The sequence below is a fragment of the Mucilaginibacter sp. cycad4 genome (assembly GCF_034263275.1).
Lineage (GTDB): Bacteria > Bacteroidota > Bacteroidia > Sphingobacteriales > Sphingobacteriaceae > Mucilaginibacter.
Genome location: NZ_CP139559.1, coordinates 4,517,256 through 4,542,583 on the forward strand (window position 1 = coordinate 4,517,256; position 25,328 = coordinate 4,542,583).

A 25,328-nucleotide genomic window follows, 5' to 3' on the forward strand; every position below is an offset into this window, starting at 1 on the left:
TTAAGCGTTTTGCAGTTCAGGATTATTTTTCAAAGCAACTTCGGCAGCTACAAACTTGCCCAATATGCTGTATTGGTTATAGCGTTGCTGATAAACTTCTTTCAGTGCGATGTTTGGCTCATAAACCACGTCAAAGCCGCGGCCCATGGCTGTCATCGCTTCTTCGATAGTTGGGTAGATACCGGCAACCACCGCAGCAAACATCGCAGCGCCCAAAGCACAGGTATGTTTAAACTGGTGAATCCGGATAGGCATTCCCAAAACGTCGGCCATCATTTGCATCACGAAAGGTGATTTTTTAGCTACGCCACCGATACCGATGATCCCTTTAACCGGGATACCCTCGCTGATAAAGCGATCAACAATGCTCTTGGCACCAAAGCAGGTAGCCTCGGCCAGCGCACGGAATACCCGTGGTGCATCGCTGCCTAAACCTAAACCGGTTATAGCGCCCTTCAATTCCTGGTTAGCATCCGGTGTGCGTCTGCCGTTAAACCAGTCGATAGCCAGCTCATTGCTTTCCTCAATTGGCAACAATGCAGCTTGCCTGCTTAGTTCAGGAATGATCATTTCTGAAATTTCTTCTTTCAACGCTTCGGCGGTAGCCGCGTCAATTACCTGTGATTGTGAAAGCAGGTTATTTAATGGCCATGCCAGGATGTTCTTGAACCAGGCATAGGTATCGCCAAAGGCTGATTGACCAGCCTCTAAGCCCGCCATACCCGGAATAACCGAGCCGTTAACCTGTCCGCAGATGCCGCGTACCAGTTTGCCTTCCATCTCTGATGTTGGGGCAACCAGGATATCGCAGGTTGATGTGCCCATTACCTTGCTCAGGTGATAAGGCTCAATCTGGCCGCCAACGGCGCCCATGTGTGCATCAAAGGCGCCGGTACCTACAATCACATCGGTTGAGAGTCCCAATATCTCCGCCCAACCTTTGCTGAGGTTTCCGGCTGCTTCGTCGGCCGTGTATGTATCTTCATATAATTTATCCCTGAAACCAGCCAGTATTGGATCAAGGGAAACAAAAAATTCTTCGGGGGGCAAGCCATTAAATTCTTCGGCCCAAAGGGCTTTGTGCCCGGCAGAGCAGCGACCGCGTTTGATAGCCTTAACATCATTACCGCCGGTTAACAGGAAGGGGATCCAGTCGCAATGCTCCACCCATGAGGCAGCGGCATCGCGTACACTTTTATCAACCCTTAGTACATGCAATAACTTAGCCCAAAACCACTCGGATGAGTAGATACCGCCAACATATTTCAAATAATTGGTATCAAATTTTGTAGCATGCTCATTGATTTGCGCTGCTTCTTTAACCGAAGTATGATCTTTCCACAATACAAACATGGCGTTGGGGTTGCTTTCAAAACCCGGGGTTAAGGCAAGCGGTGTTCCGGTGGCATCAACCGCTACAGGGGTTGAACCCGTGGTATCAATAGAAATACCTTTTATATTTTTTACGATGGCCTCGCCGCCGGCCTGCGCTATACAATCTTTAATGGTGGTTTTAAGCCCGTCAATGTAATCCTGCGGATGCTGACGAAATTGGTTTTCGGCAGGTACGCAATACTTGCCATCGCGCCAGCGGGGGTAATTAAATACTGATGATGCTATTTCTTCTCCGTTGGCCGCGTTCACTATCACGGAGCGAACGGAGTCAGACCCGTAATCAACCCCGATCACTAATTGGTTATTGCTCATATAAAGATTTATAATTATTGTCGAAATAACACTTAATTTTTGACAAAGAAAAATTTTATTTAAAATTTTATTCAGATAAAATGCATTATTGGCTTAACAAGATCATTAACCCTGTAAAAAAGTCATTACATAGTTCAAGTGTCTGTTGAAAAGATTGCAGGAATGGTTATTCAGACAAATAATAATTAGTGTTGTTTTAACAATATAAAACAAGCTTTGCACAGCGGATTAGATGTTTTGGAATGGTAAAACGTTTAATTTCCGACAATAATATCACTTATCTTATAAAATTTAAGGCTAAGGAGACATCTACGGAGCCTAATATTGGGGATGCATTTTTCCTATAAACACGTGGCTCTATGGAGCCGGAGGAAGTAAATTTGCGGAGAATCTATAAACATGATACTCCTCCGGACTTTTACAGGTTCATGCTTTTCACACTCGGGCTATCCATCTTTTAAATAAAAGAAAATGTCATACGATCGAGCAGAAGCGGGTTAAGAGGTGGAGCGAAAGAGAAATCTTCTACATCAGGCTCTACAACCATATACTTATAAAAGCAGGCGCAGAAGATTTCTCATCACACTGGAGCGCGAACTCTCCCCGGGTTCGTTCGACAACGTTTTTTAGTTGTGATAAAAGTTTAGAGATGTGTACACACGATAGCTCATGAAAGGGGACAGAGGGGGGTGTTTGTTTTTCGATATTCTAATCGCATAAACACACCACTGCAGCAACTCATTCCGCCGCACCCACTCTCTCAAGAGAGTAATGGCCCATAAAAAGACAGTAACGGGAAATGACAAGCCGTACAGTTGACTCACCCTGTCTACGCTACGCTGGACCACCCTCTCTATCCTTCGGATAAAGAGGGTAAGAAAAAAACAAATTAAAATCCCCTCTTTACGCTTGCGTAGAGAGGGGTGACGAGCGCAGCGATGTCGGGGTGAGTCGATATACGCAATGACTTTCACGATTATGCCTTTTGATGGGCTATTACCCTCAAGAGGGGATTTTAAAAACAGGCTGCCTATCTTTTCATATAAACCATTAGCGAAGCCTTAGCCAACAATTGCTTACCCAACAAATAACCCGTTAATGCTGCGGTTGAAGCTGGTGTTGTGCCCAGTTTGGTTGTTTTCAAAGCATATACTGTAATAAGATACCGGTGATCGCCCTCACCAACACCGGGGCACGGGCCCTGGTAACCGGGGGTACCTACATCATTAATACTTTGCAGGCAACCTTCCGGGGCCAAACCACTTTTTACATCACCTGCACCTTGCTTTAGCTCGTGAATATTTGCCGGGATATCGACAATAACCCAATGCCAAAATCCGCTTCCGGTCGGCGCGTCTGCATCATACATGGTTATGGCAAAGCTTTGGGTGCCCTCGGGCGCATTTACCCAGCTTAGCTGCGGTGATTTATTGTTCCCATTACAGCCAAAATTACCGGCAATAAATTCATTGCTAAATTGTCCGCCAAGGTCTGCACTTTTCAAAGTAAACGTTTGGGAACATGCAGCCTTTACAACAAAAAGGCTGATAACTAAGGAAAAAATTATTTTCATAATAAACAGTATTTAATACTCTGCAAAATTGACTTTGCAGGCGTTCATACTGTTATTGAAATCGGTTCAAATAGTAGTGCGAGAGGCTCAAATTACAGCTTGCTGCCCATAGGCCGCCGGAGTAACGCCAAACCTTTTTTTAAAAGCGGTATTAAAATTTGATAGGTTTTCATAGCCGTATGTGCTATAAAGCTCGCTGGCTTTTCTGCCTTTTTTTAGTTCGGCACAGGCCAATTCAAGTTTTTTGTCGCGGATATATTTTTGTGGGGATAAGTTGTAAGCCTTTTCAAAATCGCGCTTGAACGACGATAAACTACGATTAGCCAGGAACGCCAGCTCATCAAGGGTGAGGTTATTAAACAAGTTATTTTCGACCAGTTTTTGAAGTGATAAACCGGCCATGCTATGCTTATTGCCAAATAAAGCCGTAAGCTGAGTGGAATATAATTCATAAATAATAAGCAGTAATTCTTCCAGTTTGTGCAGGGCTACCGGGTATGAAAGCTGCTGCCCTCCATCAACCAAGGCCCGAAGGCCGCGCAGGTATTCATTAAGATAGGCCGTGTTTGAAAAAAGCACATAAGGAGAAACATCTTTATTTGTTTTTTCTGTAGAGATGTTATGCTTAGAAAAAAATTCGGTTATCAATCGCTGCGGAAAAAACACGATAAAACTGCTGTAAAGCACATCCTTTGAAGTTCCGTTTACCACATGTTCCGCTATAAGGGTGTTACCTTCGGGAATAAGCAATCCCTGCCCCGGCCTGATGATGGTACAATTGGCGTGGCGATAAAGTTCTTTTTGTCCGTTAAGCACAAAGCTTACAGCGCACTGGTTAAAAACCACCTGGTTCCTGAGCAGGCTGCCCCGCTCCCGATAGTATACAAAAGAGATCTCGCCCGCTTTAATCTGCGGTTTATCCTTAACTGCTCCAGGTACGGCGATGGCTTCCATTAGTGATCTATAATGTAAAACTAATAAAAAAGCGGAACGGCTAATCGCCAGTTCCGCTTAAAACTATAACAAAAACTTTTTTACTTAACGCCGTTTGCCGCGTCAATAATTACTTTGGCAACAGCTTCGGGCTGTGAAATGAAGATGACGTGGCTGCCTTTTACCTCTGTTATTTTTGCACCGGCACGTTTGTACATGGTACGCTCAACATCGGGCACAATACTCTTATCCTCGGTAGCAACTATAGCATAACTTGGTTTGGTTTTCCATGCTGCTTCGGCAACAGGCGTAACAAAACACTGAACCGAAGTTGGCCCCTGCGATGCAAACATAAAGTCGGCTTCGGCTTTGCCCAGGTCGCCTGCAAAACCACCATGAAACTTGGCTTTATCATAATAAACAAAACCTTTATCATCGGGCGGCAAAATGCCGTTTTCGGGGGCCGGGGGAGCCGACTGTACCCATTTTATAGTATTTTCACCTTTGTCGGGCATAAAGGCGGCTATATAAACTAACGCTACTACTTTTGAATTATTCCCTGCTTCGGTAATTACGGTGCCGCCATAAGAATGGCCTACCAATACCGTCGGGCCATCCTGTTTATCCAGGATCCGGTTGGCAGCATCAACATCATCCTTTAAAGAAGTAAGCGGGTTTTGCACCACGGTAACATTATAACCTTTTTTGGTAAGGATATTATACACGGCCTTAAAGCCTGAGCCATCGGCAAAGGCGCCGTGCACTAAAACAATGTTTTTAACCGGTGCCTGGGCACCTGCGTTGAAAGTAAAGGCAAACAAGCTGCCTAATAAAATAACTGCCGCAATTAAATAGCTGTTTACGCCGGCATTCAGTGATTTGGTTTTCATTTTGTTTCGGAGTTTAATTTTCACAAATGATGTTATTGATTAATGTTACTAAACACTAATTCAAATTCCACTCCAAAACATAAATAATTGTAAAACAACAATTTAAGAACAAACCCATTAATCAAAATAACGATATATCGGATTTTTACGACGATACTATCCATATATCATAAAATCACCTGTTAGCTATTCGCCATGGCAACAATATCTTTTCCATCTAATATCCACCGGCCGGTACCGCGATTTGCAGTATTGATCATGGCTTTGCCAACTTCCTCAAGCGTAATAAAGCCTTTGGGGTAAATAAGACGGCCTATAGGGTACATCCAACTGATGTATTTATAAAACGGCAAAGTATTTTTTGCGCCCTTGAAACTTTTCATAAAACCGGGCCTGAAATTGAATACCTGTTTAAAGGGCAGCTTCATAAGGTCGTTTTCGGTTTTGCCTTTTACCCGGGCCCACATACTGCTGCCTTTTTCTGTACTGTCGGTACCGGCACCGGACACATAACAAAAAGTCATATCCGGATTAATGCGGCTCAAAATTTCGGCCATGTGCATGGTTAGCAGGTAAGTTACTTTATAATAAGCTTCTTCGCTCATCCCTACCGACGAAACGCCTAAACAAAAAAAGCAGGCATTGTAACCTTCCAACTGATCCTGCATGGATGTGAGGTTAAAAAAATCAGTATGAATAATTTCCTTTAGTTTAGGATGTGTTACGCCGCAGGGTTTACGGTTAACCACCAATACAGCTTCAACCTTATCGCTCAATAAGCATTGATGCAATACCCCCTCGCCTACCATACCTGTAGCGCCTGTTATAATTGCCCTTATTTTATTAGTTGTTTCCATGATACTGATATAGCCGATTATACCTTTAAAATATTGTACCTTATAGCAGATTTATTTACCTATTCCTGTACCGTGTGTTAATTATATGTTACAATACAAACAATTATATAACCATAACGCTTTAACAATAAATTAGTTGAAATGCCAAAATGGTTAAAAATAACCTTAAAGGTCGCCGGGGCGCTCATTGGTTTAATTATAATTCTGTTTATTGCCCTTACTGTTTATGTTAATTATAATAAACAGAAGGTGCTTGCTATGATCACCTCCGAGCTTAATAAAAACCTGAACGGCACACTAACTATCGGCACTATCGATCCAACATTATTTAAAGGTTTCCCGGGGGTATCTGTCGAGCTGAAAGATGTAGTACTGAAAGATAACCGCTGGGCCGAACATCGTCATACACTACTTACCGCCAAAGATCTTGAAGTATCAGTAAACGCCTCTGCCCTTTTAAAGGGCGAAGTGGTGATCAATAAGATAGATATAAGCAATGCCGATATCGACCTGTTTACTGATAGCACCGGCTACAGCAATACATCCATATTTAAAACAAAACCTAAAGTTGAAAAAGATCCGAAGGAAAAACAAACCAGCTCATCAACCCAAATCAAAAGGTTTTCGTTAAACAAAGTAAATTTTGTGGTTGATGACCGCCGCGCCTATAAGCTTTTCAAATTTGCTGTTAACAATTTACAAGGACACCTGGATTACCCCAACAAAGCCTGGAATGCGGGTATCGATCTCAATACTATAGTAAACAGCTTTTCCTTTAATACCAAAAAGGGGAGCTTCATGAAAAACAGGCTGCTCAAAGGACATTTTGATATCAGCTATAATTATGATACGCAGGTTGTTAACGTAGCGCCGAACAACTTAAATATAGGTGATAACACTTTCAACGTTGCTGCCAGGTTTGAACTTAAAAAGCCTGAAACTCCGTTTACCATCAATTTAAAAGTTAATAATATTTTGTGGACAAGCGCCGCTAACCTGCTTGCAGCCAACATTACTAAAAGCCTCAAAATGTTCGATCTGGAAAAGCCTATTGATGTTACCTGCGACCTGAAAGGGGCTTTAGGCCTTAGCGGTGATCCATCTATTTATGTTACCGCCAAAGCAAAGAATAACGTTTTGAAAACTCAGGGGGGCATAATCGAAAATTGCAGCTTTAACGGAACGTTCAGCAATAACTATATTAACGGCAAGGGCCTGGGCGATGAAAATTCAGTAATAAAGCTTTATCATTTTAACGGCAGCTATAAAAATATCCCCTTTACTATTGATACAGCGTTTATCAACAACCTGAATACACCGGTTGCTACGGGGATTTTCAGGTCGCGCTTTCCGGTTAGCAAGCTTAATACTATCATCGGTGATGAAAGCCTTAAATTTACCAGGGGAATTGCCGATCTGAAACTGGCTTATAAGGCCGATATCGTGAATTTCAAATTCACCAAACCTTATGTTACCGGCAATGTAGATATAAAAAATGCCGATGTAACTTACCTGCCCCGCAACCTGATATTCAAAAACAACTCCATCGCGTTAAAATTTACTAATAAAGACCTGTACATCAACAATATCCGAATGCAAAACGGCAGCAGCGTGGTTTATATGCAGGGCAAGGTAAGTAACTTTTTAAACCTGTATTACACTGCGCCCGAAAAGATCCTGATAGTATGGCAGATCACCAGCCCGCAAATCCGTTTGGGCGAGTTTTTGGGCTTCCTGAATAGCCGGGGAGGGCAAAGTAGCAGCAGCAAGGGCATGAGCAGGGCCGCGAACGCGAAGATGACCCACCGGTTGAACACCGCTTTTGATAAAGGCCAGGCCGAGCTTCATCTTCGCGTGGCAAAGGTGTATTATAAAAAGTTTTTGGCAACCGATGCCACGGCCGATATATTGCTTGCCGACAATTCGATGAAAGTGCGCAATGTAAGCCTTAAAAGTGCTGGCGGTTCATTAAAAATGAGCGGGTTGATATTGCAGGGGCCTGTTAATAATTTTGCCGTTAGTACCACCATCAACAATGTGAATACTAATACGTTCTTTGCATCGTTTAACAACTTCGGGTTAAAGGATTTTACCAGCGATAACCTGCGGGGTTTTCTTTCGGCACGGGCCGATATCAAGGGGGGCATTAATAATACAGGTAACCTGGTACCTAAATCGATCAGGGGCACTGCAGTGGTTAACCTGAAAGACGGCGCATTGGTTAATTTTTCGCCGATAAAAAGTGTGGGCAAGTTTGCCTTCCCATTCCGCGATCTGGATAACATTACCTTTGGCGATTTGAAAGCCCGGTTTGATATCAATGGCGATAAGATCAAAATTGCCCCGATGCAAATTAATTCGAGCGTGTTAAATATGGATGTGGAAGGGGTTTATTCCTTATCGCAGGGAACCAATATTGCACTGGATGTACCATTGCGCAACCCCAAAAACGATAGTAAAATAGCCGACGATAACAAACGTAATAAAAAGCGGATGCGCGGTATAGTATTACACATACTTGCTACCGACGGGGAAGATGGCAAAATAAAGATAAAATGGAATAAGAACCATAAAAAAACAAAGACAAATGACGATGAACAACAGACAGGCGACAGCCAGCAAACACCCGAACCTGTACAAGATTAGTTTAACTTCAAAAAATCTTCACATTAACCTTAGTTTCATGGTGTTTAAATGACACTATAATAGCAAATAAATGCTTATCTTTGTGCTGTTCATTATAGGGTAATATGTTGATTAAACATTTAATTGGTTAGCACATTATTTTAAAAACTTTTAAACCGCTCGCTCCTTACAGCAATAATATCAGTAGCAAACCCTCGTTTTAAATAAATACTATCCCGGGTTCACAAATAAAGAAGGAAGCAAAGTTTAATGTAGTCTGTTTTAACTCCGGTTGTTTAACCCGGCACAAGTATCTTATTGAACTGTTTTTAGCTTAATAATCTGTATTAAAAAATGAGACAACTTAAAATATCCCAATCAATCACTAACCGCGAATCGGCGTCGCTCGAAAAATACCTGCACGATATCGGCAAGGTAGATTTGATCACAGCTGAGGAGGAAGTGATCCTGGCGCAAAAGATCCGTGAGGGCGACCAGGTAGCGTTAGAACGTTTGACAAAAACAAACCTTCGCTTTGTGGTATCGGTTGCTAAGCAGTACCAAAACCAGGGCCTTACCCTGGGCGACTTAATAAACGAAGGAAACCTTGGTTTAATTAAAGCGGCAAAACGCTTTGACGAAACTAAAGGCTTTAAATTTATTTCATATGCCGTATGGTGGATCCGTCAGTCAATCCTGTCGGCCATTGCCGAGCAATCGCGTATTGTGCGTTTACCTTTGAACCAAATTGGTTCATTGAGCAAAATCCACAAAGCAGCTTCAAAACTGGAGCAGGAATACGAAAGGCAACCAACACCCGAAGAACTTGCAGACAACCTGGAAATTTCGGTTGATAAAATTGCCGATTCGATGAATAATGCTGGTCGACAGATTTCAATGGACGCACCTTTCATCCAGGGCGAAGAAAACACCTTGCTTGACGTATTGGCCAGCTCTGATGCTGCTACCGATACCGAAGTAATGGCCGATTCATTATCACAGGAAATTAAACGCTCGTTAGGTATCCTTGCCGAACGTGACCGTGAAGTACTGATGTTATTTTTTGGCCTTGGTGGCCATGCCCCTCATTCATTAGAGGAAATAGGTGAAAAATTTGATTTAACCCGCGAGCGTGTTCGCCAGTTGAAAGACAAGGCTTTGATGCGCTTACGCCACAATTCAAAATCAAACCTGTTGCAATCATACTTAAACTAATCCAGGATATATCCGCCTGAGTTTTTATACCAAAAACGCGAATGAGTAAATCATTCGCGTTTTTTTATGGGTGATGCTTTTTTAATTCCCTCCCTCGGGAGGGGTGTATCGGAATGCGTAGTGGCAGGGAGGGGTTTATACGTCATTGCTTAGCTGGAGAAACCCCTCCCTACACCCTCCCAAGGGCTACTGTGTGTACACATCTTTTAAATTCTATCAATAATTGAAAGAATTGTCATTCCGAAGGAACCTGGTGGGAGAATTCGCGCGCAGGGGGGAGGAGAAATCTTCTACGCCCTGCTTTTATAAGTATGATTGTAGAGCCTGATGTAGAAGATTTCTCTTTCCCCCACTTCTTAGCCCGCCCCTGCTCAATCGAAATGACATTTTCTTTTATTTAAAAGATGTGTACACACTGTAGCTCCCAAGGGAGGGAATCACACATTCCCGAACTTTTTTATTTATTCCCTACAAACTCTTTTCCCTTACGATATTGCGGTAACTCATACCACGCCTTAGCAGGTCTATTTGCAGGGAAACCGTTTTGTGCCCGGTAGGCTTTGCGTTCGGCGGTGAAATCCCACCAGCTTTTGCCGGTATTGCCATGTTTTATGTAATGGGCCAGTAAGCGATACGAATCTTCCACGCAGGGATCGGCCCAGGCGCCAACATAACGTTCAAAGGCGTTAAACAATTCTACCGGATCTTTGCCCTCCAGTTGTTTTAACGAGTAGTAGCCCTGCTGTATCAACTCAGTAGCAAAGTTGATCCCTAAGGATGGAATACTTTGAAATTCAATAAGCGCATTGATCTCTTTTGCCCGTTCGGCATCCGCGTTTAATATCATGGCGATTTCATCCGGGGCGAAACTTATAAGATCGGCTATTTTAGTTTTTTGGGCCCTGAGGGTAGCTTTTTCTTCGGCAGTTAAAAGCAGGTTAATTGATTTTTTCATGACAGGCTTACTTAATAAGCTAATTTAACAAGGAATCCCGGGAAATAAAAAAGCCTTCCAAACTAAATTGAAAGGCTTTCGGGCATCTGCACATTTAAAATCTGCACAGCTGTAATCAAAATTATTTCATCAGTTTGATAAAGTCATCAAACAAATACCTTGAATCATGCGGACCAGGTGATGATTCCGGGTGATATTGTACCGAAAATGCTTTTTTACCTTTTACGCGAATGCCTTCGATAGATTGGTCGTTCAGGTTTACGTGGGTAATTTCCACTTTTTCTGAAGCACGTACAGCTTCGGGCACTACACCAAAGCCGTGGTTTTGCGAAGTAACCTCGCAATGGTTAATAATGATATTTTTTACCGGGTGGTTTAAACCGCGGTGACCGTTAAACATTTTTTGAGTTGGGATATCATTGGCCAGGGCCAATAACTGGTGACCTAAACAAATACCGAACATCGGTTTATCTGCTGATAAAATTTCCTTTACGGTTTCAACCGCATATGGCATAGCCGATGGGTCACCGGGGCCGTTTGAAATGAAATAGCCTGTAGGGGCAAAATCCTTTTCCATTTCGGCATAGGTTGTTTTTGCCGGGAATACTTTGGCATAAACCTCGCGCGAATCAAAATTACGCAGGATGTTTTTCTTTACACCAAGGTCAAGCACTGCTACACGGTAAGGAGCATCCTCGCTGCCAAAAGTATAAGTTTCGGTGGTTGATACCTGCGATGAAAGCTCAAGGCCATCCATTGAAGGTACCAGGTCAAGCTTTGCTTTCAGTTCAGCCAGGTCTAATATTTCTGATGAAATAATAGCATTCATGGCACCTTTGTCACGAATATGGCGAACAAGCTTACGGGTATCGATATCAGAGATACCAACTATATTTTGCTCCTGGAAATAATCCTGTATCGATTCATTGGCCTGTTTACGGCTGTAGGCGATGTTATAATTTTTACAAACCAGGCCTGCAATCTGGATCCTGCCCGATTCCACCTCTTCATTAGCAATACCGTAGTTACCAATGTGCGCATTGGTGGTTACCATAATTTGCCCAAAGTATGAAGGGTCGGTAAAAATTTCCTGGTAGCCGGTCATGCCGGTATTAAAACAAATCTCGCCGGTAGTAGTACCCATTTTGCCAGCAGCTTTTCCGTAAAAAACGGTGCCGTCGGCAAGCAGCAATATAGCCGGTAATTTGGTTAAATAATTCATCGCTTAAAAAAATTGAAAGGGTTAAATGATCGGATCGCCTGGTTCAAAGCCCCGTGAAAACTGATAGAAATAGAAATAATGAAGTAAGGAACTTCCGGATTCACGGCGCAAAAGTAGAAAATAATTTCGGATTTCGGAATTGGAATTTTGGATTATTTTTTGATTTCGGAATTATTTATTAAGGAATAATCCTTAAGCAAATCAAAAATGTAACATCCGAAATCGAAATTCCGAAATCCGAAATCAAAAAGTACCTTTGCACTGCGATAAAACATTTATCAATGTCTGTAAATAAAGAAATAAAGCGTATCACCACCAATACCATCCAGGAGATGAAGGTTCGTGGTGAAAAGATCTCTATGCTTACCGCATATGATTATTCAATGGCTACTATAGTCGATGAAGCAGGAACGGATATCATCCTCGTTGGCGATTCGGCCTCCAATGTGATGGCCGGTCACGAAACTACGCTGCCTATCACACTTGATCAGATGATCTACCATGCATCATCGGTGGTACGTGCGGCAAAACGAGCCTTGGTGGTTGTCGATCTTCCTTTTGGATCATATCAGGGCAACTCAAAGGAAGCGCTGAACTCGGCCATTCGCATTATGAAGGAAGCCGGTGCGCATGCCGTTAAAATTGAAGGCGGTGTTGAAATAGCCGAATCGGTTAGCCGAATCCTGACAGCCGGCATCCCGGTAATGGGGCACCTTGGCCTTACACCGCAATCCATATATAAGTTTGGAACGTACACCGTGCGCGCCAAACATGAAGCCGAAGCACAAAAGCTGCGGGATGATGCCCTTAAACTGCAGGAACTCGGCTGTTTTGGTATAGTGCTGGAAAAAATACCGGCCAAACTGGCTCAGGAAGTATCCGACAGCCTTCAGATCCCAACAATAGGTATCGGTGCCGGTCAGCATTGCGACGGCCAGGTATTGGTAATTCATGATATGCTGGGCATTAACAAAGGCTTTAAACCCCGCTTTTTACGCCAGTACTCCAATATGTATGATATCATGCATGACGCGATCAAAAACTACAACAGCGACGTAAAAAGCAACAGTTTCCCTAACGAGAAGGAACAATATTAAGCCTTACCCAACCCTCTCCTGAAGGAGAGGGCTATTAAAAATAAAACTTCCGGACATCCCGACTTTCGGACTTCCGGACTAACTAAACAAATGGCCCGCCCCGAATTTAATTATAGCAGTAACGATATTACCGATAAGGATGTTCTTTATGAGGATAACCACCTTATTGGCATAAATAAACGCGCGGGTGATATTGTGCAGGTTGATGAAACCGGCGATGAACCATTGGACGAAAAAGTAAAAAAATACATCGCCGAAAAATACAGCAAGCCTAACGGCGCATTTTTAGGTGTGGTACACCGGCTGGACAGGCCGGTAAGCGGCGTGATCCTCTTTGCCAAAACCAGCAAGGCGCTCGACCGGATCAACAAAATGTTTAAAGCACGCGAAATGCATAAAACCTATTATGCAGTGGTGCGCAAAAAACCATTTCCCGAAGAAGGCACCCTGGTACACTGGCTGGTAAAAAACTCACAAAAAAATGTAACCAAAGCCCATGACCGCGAAGTACAGGGCAGCTTGAGATCGGAGTTGAGCTATAAATTGGTTGGCGAATTAAACGGATACTATTTAATTGAGGTTGACCCGATAACCGGCAGGCCGCACCAGATCAGGGTACAGCTTTCAACTTTGGGCTGTCCTATTGTCGGTGATAACAAATATGGTTACCCGCGTGGCAGCCTGCGCAAAAGCATTTGCCTGCATGCCCGCAAGCTCACTTTTGTACACCCTGTAAAAAACGAGCCGGTTGCCATTATTGCCCCGGTACCGCGTGATGGGTTTTGGGAAAAATTTGAGGGAATGATGGTAGGTTAATTTGTGTGTTGCGGTAAAAACACCAACCAAAGGCTAACCGGTTGCTTTAATTAAAAGAATCTCAAAAAGTCTGCGTGACTGATATGCCTTATCTCAAGAAACACCTTACTAAGGTGATTAAAGTCAGCATCAGTCAAGCTGCAAGCTTAAAAGAGCAGCAAGTTATGCTATCCACAAATCATTTTTCCCCATATTACGCGGTGTTTTAAAATCATAATTAGGAAAGGCTGGATTTGACTTTTGAGAAAACGCATCAATTTCTGCATAGATGTTTACATACAACTGATTAACCTCTATGATATTTATTTCTTCTAAAAAACTATCAAGTAACGCACGCCTGTTAATACCCCAATTATTTCTAACTGCTATTGATTTAAGCTCCGCTTCTGAAACAACTGAAAGATACAATCGAGCATCATTTGGATTAATAAAATTTATAATACCGGCAAAATCCTTAGCTCTTATTACATTTAAAACAATGTTTGTATCAAGTAATAAATTCATTACTTATCCTTATCCATTTGTTTTGTCAAATCATTCCATTCTTCGTCGGTGAATGGTTCTATCACAGGAGAGTTTTGAAGAGCTTTTATTAATCGCTCTGTGTTTTTATTAGATTTCAAGCTAAAAGCAGTTGTTCCGCCGGCAGCCAATACCTCTTCGGGCGAATATGTAGGATGAGTTTTAAATGAGCCACTATTAGTGGAAATATTATGCTTCATCGTTTTTTTAGCCTTTATCAAAGATAAAAAATATTTTACACATCACATATTCACCACCTCATTCCATATTCCCTCATCAACCGGAACACCCTCCCTTAAATTCTTTTCCCTTGTTCTTAAGGTTCCTTCTCCGGGATAAGAAATCGAAGCACCTTCATATTCAGGCAAACTGGTTTTGGTATAGTCAATGATTTCATTGATCAGGCCTTCAGTTTGCTCACTGCTATCAGGTTTGATGCAAATAAACACCTGCGATATACCAGTTTCATGTTCACTTTTGGTGATCTTCGCGGTAGAGCTACCTCCGCTTAATACTGTAGCCAACACATCCAATACCAACGACAAACCCGATCCTTTCCAAAAACCAACAGGCAGCAATCGCTCGGATTTTAAAATAGCAGCAGCATTGGTGCTAAGCTTTCCCTCATCGTCATAACCTCCCGGTAGCGGAAGCGGCTCATTGTTGTTGGCCTTGTATTGCTTTAGCTTCCCCACAGCATATTGCGATATGGCCATATCTAAAACAAGGTGCCCGTTTTTACGGGGCACGGCAATAACTAACGGGTTATTACCAAGCCGCGGACTAATACCACCCCAGGGTGGCAGGTTAGCAATAGTATTAGTAAATGAAATACTGATAAAACCGGCTTCCGCAGCCTGCCAGCCGTACGTACCTCCACGCATCCAATGATTGGTATTTTTTATTGCCACATAGCCAATACCATACTCAGCAGCAAGTTCCATTGCCCTGTTCATGGCAAATCGGGCATTTAATATTCCAGGGCCAAGGCTGCCGTCCCATTGTTCAATAGCTCCGAAGGCAGTTAACTTAACAGGATCAGCATTAATATTTATAAGCCTATCTTTAACATATTTAACAAAGACCGGGAACCGGTTTAAGCCATGGGTGTAAACTCCGTCTCTGCTATTTTCGCTAAACACTGTTGCTATAACTTCTGATTTTTCTTCAGTAAAAGCAAGTTCTGATAGTACTCTTTTAAATTCTGCTTTAAGTTTTTCAAATGGAACACGCATAGAGTTTGAAATAAATTTAATTTATAACGTTTATTACTGTGTACTGATGCAAGGTATCAACCATATTTTATAATTTTGCCTTTAATTAAATGAAAAGAACTCCGCTGTTGTTTTTCCTGTTTTTAATAAGCATTGCGCTGATTGTTAATTCATGCAAGAAAGATAACTTAAGCCACATACCCGGATTATTAGCAGGTAACTGGCAACTGGCCTCTATAACCGTTACCAATTATGTGGGCGATGCCCAGGTTTCCTTAGATACCTTAAACCAAACTTGCGAAGATACCCAGTTTTTTACCTTCAATGCTGATAATTCCTGTAGCTATACTAATTTTCAATGCAGACCAGATACTGCGAAGGGCCGCTGGTCGCTTACTGCAAATAAATTATTTTTAATTTCAGATATAGTTTGTAATGATACCACCAAAGCATCGGGCGGTACTTCAAAACCGTTTGAAAACACTAAAATAGTTACCTTGGGTAATTATTCGCTGGTAGTGGAAACAGGGGATGTTGAGCCCAACTATTCGGCAACAAAAAAACGACGCATCATGCGCTACGGGTTTATCAGGCAAAAAACAACCTCAACACAATAGCATAAAGTATTTTCAAATTGTAAAATGGTTTTATTTTAATAGTTTCAATACCAAGTAAACAATCAGCCCGATGAAACTATTATAGCTTCATCTCCGTTGAAAAACATATTATCGATGAAAAAAAGAATTGCCATTTTCGCTTCAGGTTCCGGCTCAAACGCCCAAAAGTTAATGGAGCATTTTAAACGCAATGCCGATGCCGAAGTTGTACTGATACTTACCAATAACCCGCAAGCTTACGTTTTACAGCGTGCCGATAACTTTGAAGTGCCCTCGCATATTTTCAGTCGCCACGAATTTTATGAAACCGACGGCGTTATCCGCCTGTTAAAAAATTTACAGGTCGACCTGATTGTATTAGCGGGCTTTTTATGGCTTGTACCACAATCATTATTAAAAGCATTCCCAAATAAGATCATTAACCTGCACCCTGCCCTGCTGCCCAAATATGGCGGCAAAGGCATGTATGGCGATAATGTACACCGCAAAATATTAGAAGATAAAGAAGAAGAAAGCGGCATCACCATCCACTTTGTAAACGAAAACTTTGACGAAGGCGAGATCATCCACCAGTCAAAATTCAAGATAGAACCGGGTGATACCCTTGAGATAGTGAAATTTAAAGGCCAGCAGTTAGAGCATAACCATTTCCCGAAGGTGGTCGAGGCTCTGTTGAGGAAAATGAAAAGCTGAGTTATAGTGATTAAAGGATTATCTAATTTCTTTGAGGGGTCTTAAAACAACAACGATCCGTGTATAATTTCATAAACTGTTAATTCGCCATTAACAATTTTAAAAGCTATAACCCAGTCATTGAAATGGCTGCATGAATATTTGAACGCGGCTAAAACGTGATGGTTACAAATGGAATGCTGCACACCAGGAACAGCCAATTTTTTTATAGCAGCTTTAAATTTAAGGGCATATCTTGCGCCACTGCCAGGTGTATTTTTTGACTCTACAAAATCAGCTATTGCATCAATAACCTTTAAGGCCTTAGGCTTGATGGTAATGTTCAAAATACAAGGGTGGGCTTATTGATATTTAGAAAAAGCTTTATCCAACGGAATAGCTTCTTCATCAATATCTTTATTTAAATAATTGATCAACTCTTCGTCAGTTGCTTTTCTTCCAATCCCTTTCGCAACATCAATTGTATCCAAATCCTTAACCTCTTGTGTTTGTGCAGAAAGACCAAGCTCTTCCGCCAGCTGAATCAGCAAACGGGTCTTTTTTTCTGAATTTGATTGAATAATCACCGTAGTCATATACTAAGTTACCAATTTATTTATAAATAAACCCCAATAATTAACCTATTGAACGTATACAAATGCTCTTTAAATATTGCCAGGCACATAAATTTCAGTGTGGATAAATAACGTACCAAGTGCTAATAACTTATCTCTAATTAACTAACCTCCAATTAACTAAATATCACTACCTTTGCGGCTCAAAAAACAGCGTGTACATGAGCCAGTCAGTTCAAATAAAAAATGCTTTAATTTCTGTTTATTACAAAGATAATTTAGAGCCCATCATTCATGAGTTAAACCGCCTTGGTGTAAATATCTATTCAACCGGTGGTACCGAAACTTTTATCCGCAATTTAGGTGTAAATGTGATCCCGGTGGAGGACCTTACTTCTTATCCTTCCATCCTGGGTGGTCGCGTTAAAACCCTGCACCCTAAGGTTTTCGGTGGCATTTTAGCCCGCAGGAGTTTTGATGGCGATAAACAGCAACTGGAGCAATATGAAATTCCTGAAATTGATTTGGTAATTGTCGACCTGTACCCTTTTGAAGAAACAGTACAATCAGGAGCTGGCGCTGAAGATGTGATCGAAAAGATCGATATCGGCGGTATTTCTTTGATCCGCGCAGCTGCAAAAAACTTTAAAGATGTAGTGATCGTAGCATCAAAAGATGACTATGCCGGCCTGGAAAATATCCTGAAAACGCAGGATGGTGTTACTACAATTGATCAGCGCCGTTCATTTGCGCAAAAAGCATTCAACATATCGTCAAACTATGATACCCATATCTTTAACTACTTTAACGAGGCCGAACCACTTCCGGTATTTAAACAAAGTATCCAAACCAGCCAGGTTTTACGCTATGGTGAAAACCCGCACCAAAAAGGAACTTTCTACGGCAACCTTGATGCCATGTTCAACAAACTGAACGGTAAAGAGCTTTCATACAATAACCTGGTTGATGTTGATGCCGCCGTTGCCATTATCGATGAGTTTACCGAGCCTACCATCGCTATCCTTAAGCATACCAATGCCTGCGGTGTAGCTTCGCGTTCATTTATCAAAGAAGCATGGATCGATGCTTTGGCTTGCGATCCGGTATCAGCCTTTGGTGGTGTAATTATTGCCAATGCCGAAATCGATGCTGAAACAGCTACCGAGATTGACAAGATATTCTACGAAGTGTTGATCGCTCCGGCATTTACAGACGAAGCTGTGCAGATCCTTTCAGGTAAAAAGAACCGCATCCTGTTGGTTCGCCAGCCGGTTGAGTTGCCTGTTAAGCATTTCAAAACTTTATTGAATGGCGTTATTGAGCAGGATAAAGACGCGGTGATTGAAGGCCCGGCCCAAATGACTACGGTTACTGAAAAAGCCCCTACAGAGGCCGAACTGAAAGACCTGTTCTTCGCTAACAAAATTGTAAAGCATACCAAATCAAACACTATAGTGTTTGCTAAAAATAACCAGCTAATGGCAAGTGGCGTTGGCCAAACCTCGAGGGTTGACGCGCTTAAACAAGCGATAATTAAAGCACAAAGCTTCGGTTTTGACCTGAACGGAGCGGTAATGGCATCTGATGCATTTTTCCCGTTCCCTGATTGTGCCGAATTGGCTGCCGATGCTGGTATCACTGCCATTTTACAACCCGGCGGTTCAATTAACGACAAACTTTCGATTGCTATGTGCAATGAAAAAGGTTTGGCTATGGTAACTACCGGCGTACGTCACTTTAAACACTAATTTTGAGCTGGTTTAATCGAGTTTGGTGAGTGATTGATTAAGTTGATTAGGAGAGTGGTTGGTTTGCGGAGGAGGTTTTAATTAATTTAATCAATCAACACAAAACTTAATCAACTTAATCCAGCTTAATCAACCATTCTCCTGAACCCAACACAATAAATGTGATTTTTTAACGCTTAAGTTTGCAAAATGCTAAACTATTTAAGCGTATTTTTATAAACTTTGCATAACATACTGAAAGAAATACCAGATGGGTTTATTTAACTTTTTTACACAAGAAATTGCTATCGATTTAGGTACAGCAAATACCCTCATTATACATAACGATAAAGTTGTTGTTGACGAACCCTCGATCGTGGCGTTCGACAGGACAACCAATAAAGTGATTGCCATAGGCAGGCAGGCCATGCAGATGGAAGGTAAAACGCACGATAATATCCGTACCGTGCGCCCGCTTAAAGATGGCGTAATTGCCGACTTTAACGCTGCCGAGCACATGATCCGTGGGATGATCAAAATGATTAACCAGGGCAAGGGGTGGTTCTTCCCATCGCTGCGTATGGTGATCTGCATCCCTTCGGGTATTACCGAGGTGGAGAAACGTGCCGTACGCGACTCGGCCGAGATTGCCGGCGCTAAAGAGGTTTACCTCATCCACGAACCAATGGCTGCTGCTGTAGGTATCGGTATCGACGTAGAGGAGCCCATGGGCAACATGATCATAGATATTGGTGGTGGTACCACCGAAATTGCCGTTATCGCTTTATCGGGAATTGTGTGCGACCAATCGATCCGCGTAGCAGGTGACAACTTTGATTCGGACATTGTTCAATATATCCGCCGTCAGCATAACATCATGATTGGTGACCGTACCGCCGAAAAAATTAAAATTGAGGTTGGCGCCGCGCTTCCTGAACTGAGCGAGCCGCCAGGCGACTTTGCCGTTCAAGGCCGTGACCTCATGACAGGTGTGCCAAAACAGATCATGGTATCGTACACCGAGATCGCGCATTGTTTGGATAAATCAATCTCCAAGATTGAAGAAGCGATATTGAAAGCATTGGAAATTACCCCGCCCGAACTTTCGGCCGATATTTACCAAACCGGGATCTACTTAACCGGTGGCGGTGCATTATTACGCGGTTTGGATAAGCGTGTGGCTGCCAAAACAAAACTTCCCGTTCACGTTGCCGAAGACCCTCTTCGCGCCGTAGTACGCGGAACCGGCACCGCCCTTAAAAACATTGGTAATTTTAAATTTTTAATGCAGTAGATTAGAAGCAAGAAAGTAAGAATCAAGATACAAGAAGGAAATAAATTGAACGTTGTTTCTCTCCTTCTTGTTTCCTGGTTCTTGTTATCTTGATTCCAATTTCAAATCTGAAAAGCAATGCGTAACCTTTGGATATTTATAACTAAGTATAACGCGTTTTTTTTATTCCTGATTTTTGAGATTAGCTCGCTGCTTATATATATAAAATACAACTCGTTTCAAAAAGCGTCTTTTATTAACTCAACCAATAAGGTAACCGGCACGCTGTACAGCCAGGTTGACGCCTTAAAAGAATACCTTTCATTAAAAGGGACCAATGACAGCCTTGCCCGCGAAAACGCTAAGCTTCGCGGCCAGCTCAAAGTTTCTATGTATGTTGATAGTGTTGAAAAGCACAAGGTTAACGACACTGTTTACAAACAGCAGTATACTTATATTGTAGCCAAAGTAATCAATAACTCATTCAATAAACGCAGCAACTATATCACTATCGACCGGGGCAGCAGGGATGGGATCCAAAAAGATATGGGTGTAATAACCGGGGCAGGCGTTGTGGGCCAGGTAATTGCTGTTACTGAGCATTTAGCTATCATTCAATCGGTATTGCATAAAAATACGCGGTTTAGCGCCATGCTTGCCAGCACAAAAGATATAGGTTCATTTGTTTGGGGCAATGACCTTGATCCGCACCGGGGAGTATTGATAGATATTCAGAATAACGCACAACCTAAAATTGGCGATACAGTGGTTACCTCGGGCTATTCGCTTTTCCCTACCGGTATACCGTTTGGCAAAATTACCAACCTGCATGCCAAAGGCGGCGGTTTACTCATCAACGTTGAGGTAGCTTTAGCTGTTGATTTTACAAAGCTTCAATACGTTTACGTGGTCAATAACAAATTTGCCGGTGAACAAACGGGACTGGAGGCCGTACAAAACAAAAATGAGTAGGACTATCCTTGTTAACCTTGTCAGGTTTATAGTTTTGGTTTTTATACAGGTATTCCTGCTAAAAAACATAACGTTTTATAATCTTGCCACCCCATATTTCTATATCCTTTTTATCCTGTTGCTTCCCTTTGAAGTACCTAACTTACTGCTGTTTGTACTCTCGTTCCTGATAGGCCTCACTATTGATGCTTTTTACGATACACCGGGGCTTCATGCTGCAGCCTGTGTTGTACTGGCATTGGTGCGCATACTTTTCATCAGTATTACCGTACAAAAGGATGGTTTTGATAACGAGCCCGAACCTACTTTGAGTATTATGGGTTTCAGGTGGTTTTTTACTTACGCTTTGATCCTTACTTTATTCCACCACTTTTTCCTGCTTAATTTAGAGGTTTTTAGTTTTTCTGAAATACAATACACACTAAGCCGTGTTGTTTTGAGTTCATTGTTTACCGTATTTTTAATACTAATTTCGGGCCTGCTATTTTTCAGAAGGAAAGAACGTAAATGAATAAGTTTTTTGAACGCCGCTACGTTGTTACCGGTATTTTTATAGCTATCATATTAGCCCTGCTGGGAAGGCTTTACTATATCCAGATAGTTGATGACCGCTATACCATATACGCCAACAGTAACGTAAGGCGTACAACCATACTTTATCCCGCGCGCGGACCTATACTCGACCGCAACGGTAAGATCCTTGTACAAAACGACCCCATTTATGATGTTACCGTTAACCCCAAGGAGGTAAAACCTTTTGATACCTTGTTGTTTTGCAAAATGATAGGTATCGACAAGGAGGGTTTCGACAAACGCTTTATCAAGGCAAAAAGGCAATCGCCCAATACAGCATCCGTATTTGAAAAACAAGTTTCGGTTGAGCTGTATGCCTCATTGCAGGAAAAACTTTTTGAATTTCCGGGCTTTGATATCGTTCGGCGCACTATACGCACCTATCCTGATTCGGTAGCGGCACAGTTTTTAGGTTTTATTGGTGAGGTTACCGACAGGGACATCAAACGCTCAAACGGCTATTATCATCTTGGCGATTATATCGGTGTTACCGGTGTTGAAAAAGCGTATGAAAATGTATTGCGCGGTCAGCGTGGCGTACAGATACAAATGGTTGATTCGCATGGTGTACCCAAAGGCTCGTTTGCCAATGGAGCGCTTGATACCGTACCCCGTTCGGGCGAGCGCCTGACCTCATCGTTAGACATCGACCTGCAAAGGCTTGGCGAAAAATTGATGCAAAACAAGCTGGGCAGTATTGTGGCTATAGAGCCATCATCGGGCGAGATCTTGTGTTATGTAAGCAGTCCTACTTATGATCCTAACCTGATGGTGGGCCGGCAGCGAGGCAACAACCTGGCCAAAATGTATAATAACCCGTATAAGCCGTTTTTCATCAGGCCTATTCAGGCGCAATATCCTCCTGGCTCGTCATTTAAACCACTAAGCGCGCTTATTGCTTTACAGGAAGGGATTATTAACCCCAATGAAACCTTTTATTGCACTGGTAATTACCGGGCGGGTAACCGAATTGTACACTGTAACCATGGTGAAGCACACGGCACAGTAAATATGGCCCGGGCAGTAGCCGAATCATGCAACGGTTATTTTTCGATGGTATTTCAGCGCATTGTTGACCGATACGGCGTGAAGCGAACAGAAGCCAATTTTGCGGCATGGCGAAATAATGTTATGAAATTTGGCCTTGGCGCCCGGCTTGACCTGGATATGCCGGCCGAAAGCCGTGGCAACGTACCCACCCCGCTGCATTATGATAACGTTTACAAAAAAGGCGGCTGGCGCTCAAGCACCATCGTGCCGCTGGCCATTGGCCAGGGCGAGTTATTGGCAACCCCATTACAAATGGCTAACCTGGAATGCACCATTGCCAATCGCGGGTTTTATTATAAACCCCATTTAATTAAAGCTATAGGTAGCAAAAACGTAATTAAAAAGGAATACGTAGAAAAAAACTATGTTGGGATAGATTCGGGATATTTTGAACCTGTTATTAACGGGATGCAGGCGGTAGTTGAAAATGGCACAGCCCGCAGGTCAAAAATACCTGATATTATTATGTGCGGTAAAACCGGTACTGCGCAAAACCCGCATGGTGAGGATAACTCAGTATTTGTTGCCTTCGCCCCACGCGATAATCCTAAAATAGCGATTGCTGTTGTAGTTGAAAACTCGGGCGAGGGTGCTCATTGGGCCGCTCCCATTGCCAGCTTTATAGTTGAAAAATATTTAAAAGGCAAGGTAACACCGCGCGAATCGGGAATTACGGTAGACTATTATGCAAATGCCAACCGCCTGCCCGACCTCAGCCTTTATGCTCAAGACCTGCAAAAAGAACGCAGGCGTGACAGCATCAGGACGGCAAAGGCTGATTCCATCAAAAAGTTCAAGGCCGATTCAATTAAGAAATTCAAGGCCGATTCTATAAAAAAAGAAAGGCGCGAAGCAGCTTATAACAATAAGCCTGCAAACTGGATTAAATCATTAACGGGCGGGAGGCCGGGCAAGTCATGAGCAATCAGCAGCGGAGTTTCTTTTTTAATGTAGATTGGCTTACAGTTTTTTTATACCTTATACTTTGTACCATAGGCTGGTTCAATATCCACGCGGCAGTTTTTGATGCCAATCACTCCAGTATTGTTGATGCCTCTACCAATTACGGCAAGCAGTTTATTTACATCTGCGTATCCATTGTTGTCGGCATTGTAATATTGCTGCTCGAAAGCCGGTTTATTGCAGCCTTAGCCCCGGCATTTTACGTGGTGATTGTGCTGTTATTGATACTGGTGCTGGTGATAGGCCGAAACGTAGGCGGCAACCAAGCCTGGATTAACATGGGCGGCGGTTTCCGGCTGCAGCCTTCGGAGTTTGCCAAGTTTGCCACCTGTTTATTGCTTGCGCGATATTTAAGCGGCACAAACATCCGGGTTACCGAGCCCAAATCATTTTTAATGGCCGCCGTGATTATCGGGTTCCCGATGCTGCTGATCATGCTGCAGCCCGATACCGGTTCAACACTGGTATTTTGCTCACTAATATTTGTTTTATACCGCGAAGGGCTTTCTCCTTACTTCCTGGTTATAGCGGGTTTGTTTATCACCCTTTTCGTAACATCGTTATTATACAATCCGCTATATATTGTGCTGATACTGGCTGCAATAACTGCTTTCATTATCTTTTTGTTTAAACGTAACAGACAGTTAATCAAAACTGTGGTTATTGGCCTTGCTATTTGTATAGCATTTATATTCAGCGTAAAATTTATCTATACCCACGTTTTAAAGAAACATCAAACAGAGCGTATTAACATACTCCTGGGTATCACTACCGATTTAAAGGGCAAAGGTTACAACGTAAACCAGTCTAAAATAGCTATAGGTTCAGGAAAACTCTGGGGTAAAGGCTACTTACATGGCACACAAACCCAATACTCATTTGTACCGGAGCAAAGTACCGACTTTATTTTTTGTACCGTTGGCGAAGAATGGGGCTTTGCAGGGTCATTAACGGTAATAGGCCTCTTCATGTTCCTGATATTGCGGGTCATTGTTATAGCCGAACGGCAGCGATCGCCTTTTACCCGTATTTACGGCTACGGCGTAGCTTCAGTGCTGTTTTTTCACGTGGTGATCAATATCGGTATGACCATCGGTGTAGTACCCGTTATCGGGATCCCTTTACCATTCATCAGCTATGGAGGGTCATCGCTGTTAAGCTTTACCATGCTCCTGTTCGTGCTCATTAAGCTCGACTCCAACAGGATGGGGATCATTTAAGCGCTCTTAGTCCGCAAGTCGGAAAGGTCGGAAAGTCCGTAAGTTAGAAAAGCAGGCTGA

The 25,328-nt window shown here is 42.6% G+C and carries 24 protein-coding genes; 12 read left to right on the forward strand and 12 right to left on the reverse strand.

Annotation, left to right across the window (positions count from 1 at the left end; genetic code table 11):
* The 5 genes from SNE26_RS18080 to SNE26_RS18100 form a co-directional block, all read right to left on the reverse strand.
* Nucleotides 1-1,707 (reverse strand): ribulokinase, encoded by a 1,707-nt coding sequence (locus tag SNE26_RS18080; protein ID WP_321555321.1) that lies wholly within the window; start codon nucleotides 1,705-1,707, stop codon nucleotides 1-3.
* A 1,030-nt stretch (nucleotides 1,708-2,737) separates the two neighbouring features.
* Nucleotides 2,738-3,280 (reverse strand): YbhB/YbcL family Raf kinase inhibitor-like protein, encoded by a 543-nt coding sequence (locus SNE26_RS18085; RefSeq protein ID WP_321555322.1) that lies wholly within the window; start codon nucleotides 3,278-3,280, stop codon nucleotides 2,738-2,740.
* An 87-nt stretch (nucleotides 3,281-3,367) separates the two neighbouring features.
* On the reverse strand, nucleotides 3,368-4,234 hold the full coding sequence (locus tag SNE26_RS18090; RefSeq protein ID WP_321555323.1) for an AraC family transcriptional regulator: 867 nt from the start codon (nucleotides 4,232-4,234) through the stop codon (nucleotides 3,368-3,370).
* Nucleotides 4,235-4,314: 80 nt separating this feature from the next.
* A complete protein-coding gene (locus tag SNE26_RS18095) occupies nucleotides 4,315-5,103 on the reverse strand; it encodes an alpha/beta hydrolase (protein ID WP_321555324.1) in 789 nt (262 codons plus the stop codon).
* A gap of 182 nt (nucleotides 5,104-5,285) precedes the next feature.
* The gene (locus tag SNE26_RS18100; protein ID WP_321555325.1) at nucleotides 5,286-5,960 is read right to left on the reverse strand and encodes an NAD-dependent epimerase/dehydratase family protein; all 675 of its coding nucleotides are present in this window, start codon (nucleotides 5,958-5,960) and stop codon (nucleotides 5,286-5,288) included.
* A 141-nt stretch (nucleotides 5,961-6,101) separates the two neighbouring features.
* Between SNE26_RS18100 and SNE26_RS18105 the strand changes: the two genes are divergently transcribed.
* Nucleotides 6,102-8,606 (forward strand): AsmA-like C-terminal region-containing protein, encoded by a 2,505-nt coding sequence (locus SNE26_RS18105; RefSeq protein ID WP_321555326.1) that lies wholly within the window; start codon nucleotides 6,102-6,104, stop codon nucleotides 8,604-8,606.
* A 333-nt stretch (nucleotides 8,607-8,939) separates the two neighbouring features.
* Nucleotides 8,940-9,800: an RNA polymerase sigma factor RpoD/SigA gene (locus tag SNE26_RS18110; RefSeq protein WP_091165711.1), complete on the forward strand. Its 861-nt coding sequence runs from the start codon at nucleotides 8,940-8,942 to the stop codon at nucleotides 9,798-9,800.
* A 457-nt stretch (nucleotides 9,801-10,257) separates the two neighbouring features.
* Here SNE26_RS18110 and SNE26_RS18115 read toward each other — a convergent pair whose 3' ends face one another.
* Both SNE26_RS18115 and carA read right to left on the reverse strand, forming a co-directional pair.
* Nucleotides 10,258-10,755, reverse strand: coding sequence for a helix-hairpin-helix domain-containing protein (locus SNE26_RS18115; protein ID WP_321555327.1), 498 nt, complete (start codon nucleotides 10,753-10,755; stop codon nucleotides 10,258-10,260).
* Nucleotides 10,756-10,876: 121 nt separating this feature from the next.
* Nucleotides 10,877-11,977: a glutamine-hydrolyzing carbamoyl-phosphate synthase small subunit gene (carA, locus tag SNE26_RS18120; protein WP_321555328.1), complete on the reverse strand. Its 1,101-nt coding sequence runs from the start codon at nucleotides 11,975-11,977 to the stop codon at nucleotides 10,877-10,879.
* 281 nt (nucleotides 11,978-12,258) lie between these two features.
* On the opposite strand from carA, the gene panB reads away from it, so the two are divergent.
* Nucleotides 12,259-13,074, forward strand: a complete 816-nt coding sequence (gene panB, locus SNE26_RS18125) for a 3-methyl-2-oxobutanoate hydroxymethyltransferase (RefSeq protein WP_321555329.1) — start codon at nucleotides 12,259-12,261, stop codon at nucleotides 13,072-13,074.
* 90 nt (nucleotides 13,075-13,164) lie between these two features.
* Nucleotides 13,165-13,890, forward strand: a complete 726-nt coding sequence (locus tag SNE26_RS18130) for an RluA family pseudouridine synthase (RefSeq protein WP_321555330.1) — start codon at nucleotides 13,165-13,167, stop codon at nucleotides 13,888-13,890.
* Nucleotides 13,891-14,052: 162 nt separating this feature from the next.
* Here the strand turns inward: SNE26_RS18130 and SNE26_RS18135 are convergent, their stop codons facing one another.
* Genes SNE26_RS18135 through yiaK form a run of 3 tightly spaced genes read right to left on the reverse strand, consistent with a single transcriptional unit; the run spans nucleotide 14,053 to nucleotide 15,647 of the window.
* Nucleotides 14,053-14,394, reverse strand: a complete 342-nt coding sequence (locus SNE26_RS18135; RefSeq protein ID WP_321555331.1) for a type II toxin-antitoxin system VapC family toxin — start codon at nucleotides 14,392-14,394, stop codon at nucleotides 14,053-14,055.
* Nucleotides 14,394-14,612 (reverse strand): hypothetical protein, encoded by a 219-nt coding sequence (locus SNE26_RS18140; RefSeq protein ID WP_321555332.1) that lies wholly within the window; start codon nucleotides 14,610-14,612, stop codon nucleotides 14,394-14,396. The genes SNE26_RS18135 and SNE26_RS18140 overlap by 1 nt, the downstream gene beginning before the upstream one ends.
* 42 nt (nucleotides 14,613-14,654) lie before the next feature.
* Entirely contained in the window at nucleotides 14,655-15,647 is a 993-nt protein-coding gene (gene yiaK, locus SNE26_RS18145; RefSeq protein ID WP_321555333.1) for a 3-dehydro-L-gulonate 2-dehydrogenase, read from the reverse strand.
* An 89-nt stretch (nucleotides 15,648-15,736) separates the two neighbouring features.
* Here yiaK and SNE26_RS18150 point away from each other — a divergent pair, with 89 nt between their 5' ends.
* The gene (locus SNE26_RS18150) at nucleotides 15,737-16,243 is read left to right on the forward strand and encodes a DUF5004 domain-containing protein (protein ID WP_321555334.1); all 507 of its coding nucleotides are present in this window, start codon (nucleotides 15,737-15,739) and stop codon (nucleotides 16,241-16,243) included.
* A gap of 114 nt (nucleotides 16,244-16,357) precedes the next feature.
* Complete coding sequence (gene purN / locus SNE26_RS18155) at nucleotides 16,358-16,936, forward strand: phosphoribosylglycinamide formyltransferase (RefSeq protein WP_321555335.1); 579 nt, start codon at nucleotides 16,358-16,360, stop codon at nucleotides 16,934-16,936.
* A gap of 41 nt (nucleotides 16,937-16,977) precedes the next feature.
* On the opposite strand, the gene SNE26_RS18160 is transcribed toward purN, so the two are convergent.
* A complete protein-coding gene (locus SNE26_RS18160; RefSeq protein WP_321555336.1) occupies nucleotides 16,978-17,262 on the reverse strand; it encodes a type II toxin-antitoxin system RelE/ParE family toxin in 285 nt (94 codons plus the stop codon).
* Between the two features lie 15 nt (nucleotides 17,263-17,277).
* Nucleotides 17,278-17,511: a hypothetical protein gene (locus SNE26_RS18165; protein WP_321555337.1), complete on the reverse strand. Its 234-nt coding sequence runs from the start codon at nucleotides 17,509-17,511 to the stop codon at nucleotides 17,278-17,280.
* Nucleotides 17,512-17,711: 200 nt separating this feature from the next.
* Between SNE26_RS18165 and purH the strand changes: the two genes are divergently transcribed.
* From purH to rodA, 6 genes are all read left to right on the forward strand, one after another.
* The gene (gene purH / locus SNE26_RS18170; protein WP_321555338.1) at nucleotides 17,712-19,238 is read left to right on the forward strand and encodes a bifunctional phosphoribosylaminoimidazolecarboxamide formyltransferase/IMP cyclohydrolase; all 1,527 of its coding nucleotides are present in this window, start codon (nucleotides 17,712-17,714) and stop codon (nucleotides 19,236-19,238) included.
* A 250-nt stretch (nucleotides 19,239-19,488) separates the two neighbouring features.
* Nucleotides 19,489-20,511: a rod shape-determining protein gene (locus tag SNE26_RS18175; RefSeq protein ID WP_090528947.1), complete on the forward strand. Its 1,023-nt coding sequence runs from the start codon at nucleotides 19,489-19,491 to the stop codon at nucleotides 20,509-20,511.
* Between the two features lie 117 nt (nucleotides 20,512-20,628).
* Entirely contained in the window at nucleotides 20,629-21,462 is an 834-nt protein-coding gene (gene mreC, locus SNE26_RS18180; protein ID WP_321555339.1) for a rod shape-determining protein MreC, read from the forward strand.
* A complete protein-coding gene (locus SNE26_RS18185; RefSeq protein ID WP_321555340.1) occupies nucleotides 21,455-21,973 on the forward strand; it encodes a rod shape-determining protein MreD in 519 nt (172 codons plus the stop codon). Before mreC ends, SNE26_RS18185 begins: the two co-directional genes overlap by 8 nt.
* On the forward strand, nucleotides 21,970-24,006 hold the full coding sequence (gene mrdA, locus SNE26_RS18190; RefSeq protein ID WP_321555341.1) for a penicillin-binding protein 2: 2,037 nt from the start codon (nucleotides 21,970-21,972) through the stop codon (nucleotides 24,004-24,006). The genes SNE26_RS18185 and mrdA overlap by 4 nt, the downstream gene beginning before the upstream one ends.
* Complete coding sequence (gene rodA / locus SNE26_RS18195; protein ID WP_321555342.1) at nucleotides 24,003-25,268, forward strand: rod shape-determining protein RodA; 1,266 nt, start codon at nucleotides 24,003-24,005, stop codon at nucleotides 25,266-25,268. The genes mrdA and rodA overlap by 4 nt, the downstream gene beginning before the upstream one ends.
* The last annotated feature ends 60 nt before the right edge of the window (nucleotides 25,269-25,328 follow it).

What these genes read in the sequence shown, in the direction of transcription:
- SNE26_RS18150 (WP_321555334.1), top strand. Translation starts at nt 15,737, where the DNA reads ATGAAAAGAACTCCGCTGTTGTTTTTCCTGTTTTTAATAAGCATTGCG.
- purN (WP_321555335.1), top strand. Translation starts at nt 16,358, where the DNA reads ATGAAAAAAAGAATTGCCATTTTCGCTTCAGGTTCCGGCTCAAACGCC.
- SNE26_RS18105 (WP_321555326.1), top strand. Translation starts at nt 6,102, where the DNA reads ATGCCAAAATGGTTAAAAATAACCTTAAAGGTCGCCGGGGCGCTCATT.
- SNE26_RS18115 (WP_321555327.1), bottom strand. Translation starts at nt 10,755, where the DNA reads ATGAAAAAATCAATTAACCTGCTTTTAACTGCCGAAGAAAAAGCTACC.
- SNE26_RS18080 (WP_321555321.1), bottom strand. Translation starts at nt 1,707, where the DNA reads ATGAGCAATAACCAATTAGTGATCGGGGTTGATTACGGGTCTGACTCC.
- SNE26_RS18175 (WP_090528947.1), top strand. Translation starts at nt 19,489, where the DNA reads ATGGGTTTATTTAACTTTTTTACACAAGAAATTGCTATCGATTTAGGT.
- SNE26_RS18100 (WP_321555325.1), bottom strand. Translation starts at nt 5,960, where the DNA reads ATGGAAACAACTAATAAAATAAGGGCAATTATAACAGGCGCTACAGGT.
- SNE26_RS18165 (WP_321555337.1), bottom strand. Translation starts at nt 17,511, where the DNA reads ATGACTACGGTGATTATTCAATCAAATTCAGAAAAAAAGACCCGTTTG.
- panB (WP_321555329.1), top strand. Translation starts at nt 12,259, where the DNA reads ATGTCTGTAAATAAAGAAATAAAGCGTATCACCACCAATACCATCCAG.
- rodA (WP_321555342.1), top strand. Translation starts at nt 24,003, where the DNA reads ATGAGCAATCAGCAGCGGAGTTTCTTTTTTAATGTAGATTGGCTTACA.
- SNE26_RS18135 (WP_321555331.1), bottom strand. Translation starts at nt 14,394, where the DNA reads ATGAATTTATTACTTGATACAAACATTGTTTTAAATGTAATAAGAGCT.
- mrdA (WP_321555341.1), top strand. Translation starts at nt 21,970, where the DNA reads ATGAATAAGTTTTTTGAACGCCGCTACGTTGTTACCGGTATTTTTATA.
- carA (WP_321555328.1), bottom strand. Translation starts at nt 11,977, where the DNA reads ATGAATTATTTAACCAAATTACCGGCTATATTGCTGCTTGCCGACGGC.
- SNE26_RS18095 (WP_321555324.1), bottom strand. Translation starts at nt 5,103, where the DNA reads ATGAAAACCAAATCACTGAATGCCGGCGTAAACAGCTATTTAATTGCG.
- mreC (WP_321555339.1), top strand. Translation starts at nt 20,629, where the DNA reads ATGCGTAACCTTTGGATATTTATAACTAAGTATAACGCGTTTTTTTTA.
- SNE26_RS18185 (WP_321555340.1), top strand. Translation starts at nt 21,455, where the DNA reads ATGAGTAGGACTATCCTTGTTAACCTTGTCAGGTTTATAGTTTTGGTT.
- SNE26_RS18130 (WP_321555330.1), top strand. Translation starts at nt 13,165, where the DNA reads ATGGCCCGCCCCGAATTTAATTATAGCAGTAACGATATTACCGATAAG.
- SNE26_RS18085 (WP_321555322.1), bottom strand. Translation starts at nt 3,280, where the DNA reads ATGAAAATAATTTTTTCCTTAGTTATCAGCCTTTTTGTTGTAAAGGCT.
- SNE26_RS18140 (WP_321555332.1), bottom strand. Translation starts at nt 14,612, where the DNA reads ATGAAGCATAATATTTCCACTAATAGTGGCTCATTTAAAACTCATCCT.
- yiaK (WP_321555333.1), bottom strand. Translation starts at nt 15,647, where the DNA reads ATGCGTGTTCCATTTGAAAAACTTAAAGCAGAATTTAAAAGAGTACTA.
- purH (WP_321555338.1), top strand. Translation starts at nt 17,712, where the DNA reads ATGAGCCAGTCAGTTCAAATAAAAAATGCTTTAATTTCTGTTTATTAC.
- SNE26_RS18110 (WP_091165711.1), top strand. Translation starts at nt 8,940, where the DNA reads ATGAGACAACTTAAAATATCCCAATCAATCACTAACCGCGAATCGGCG.
- SNE26_RS18090 (WP_321555323.1), bottom strand. Translation starts at nt 4,234, where the DNA reads ATGGAAGCCATCGCCGTACCTGGAGCAGTTAAGGATAAACCGCAGATT.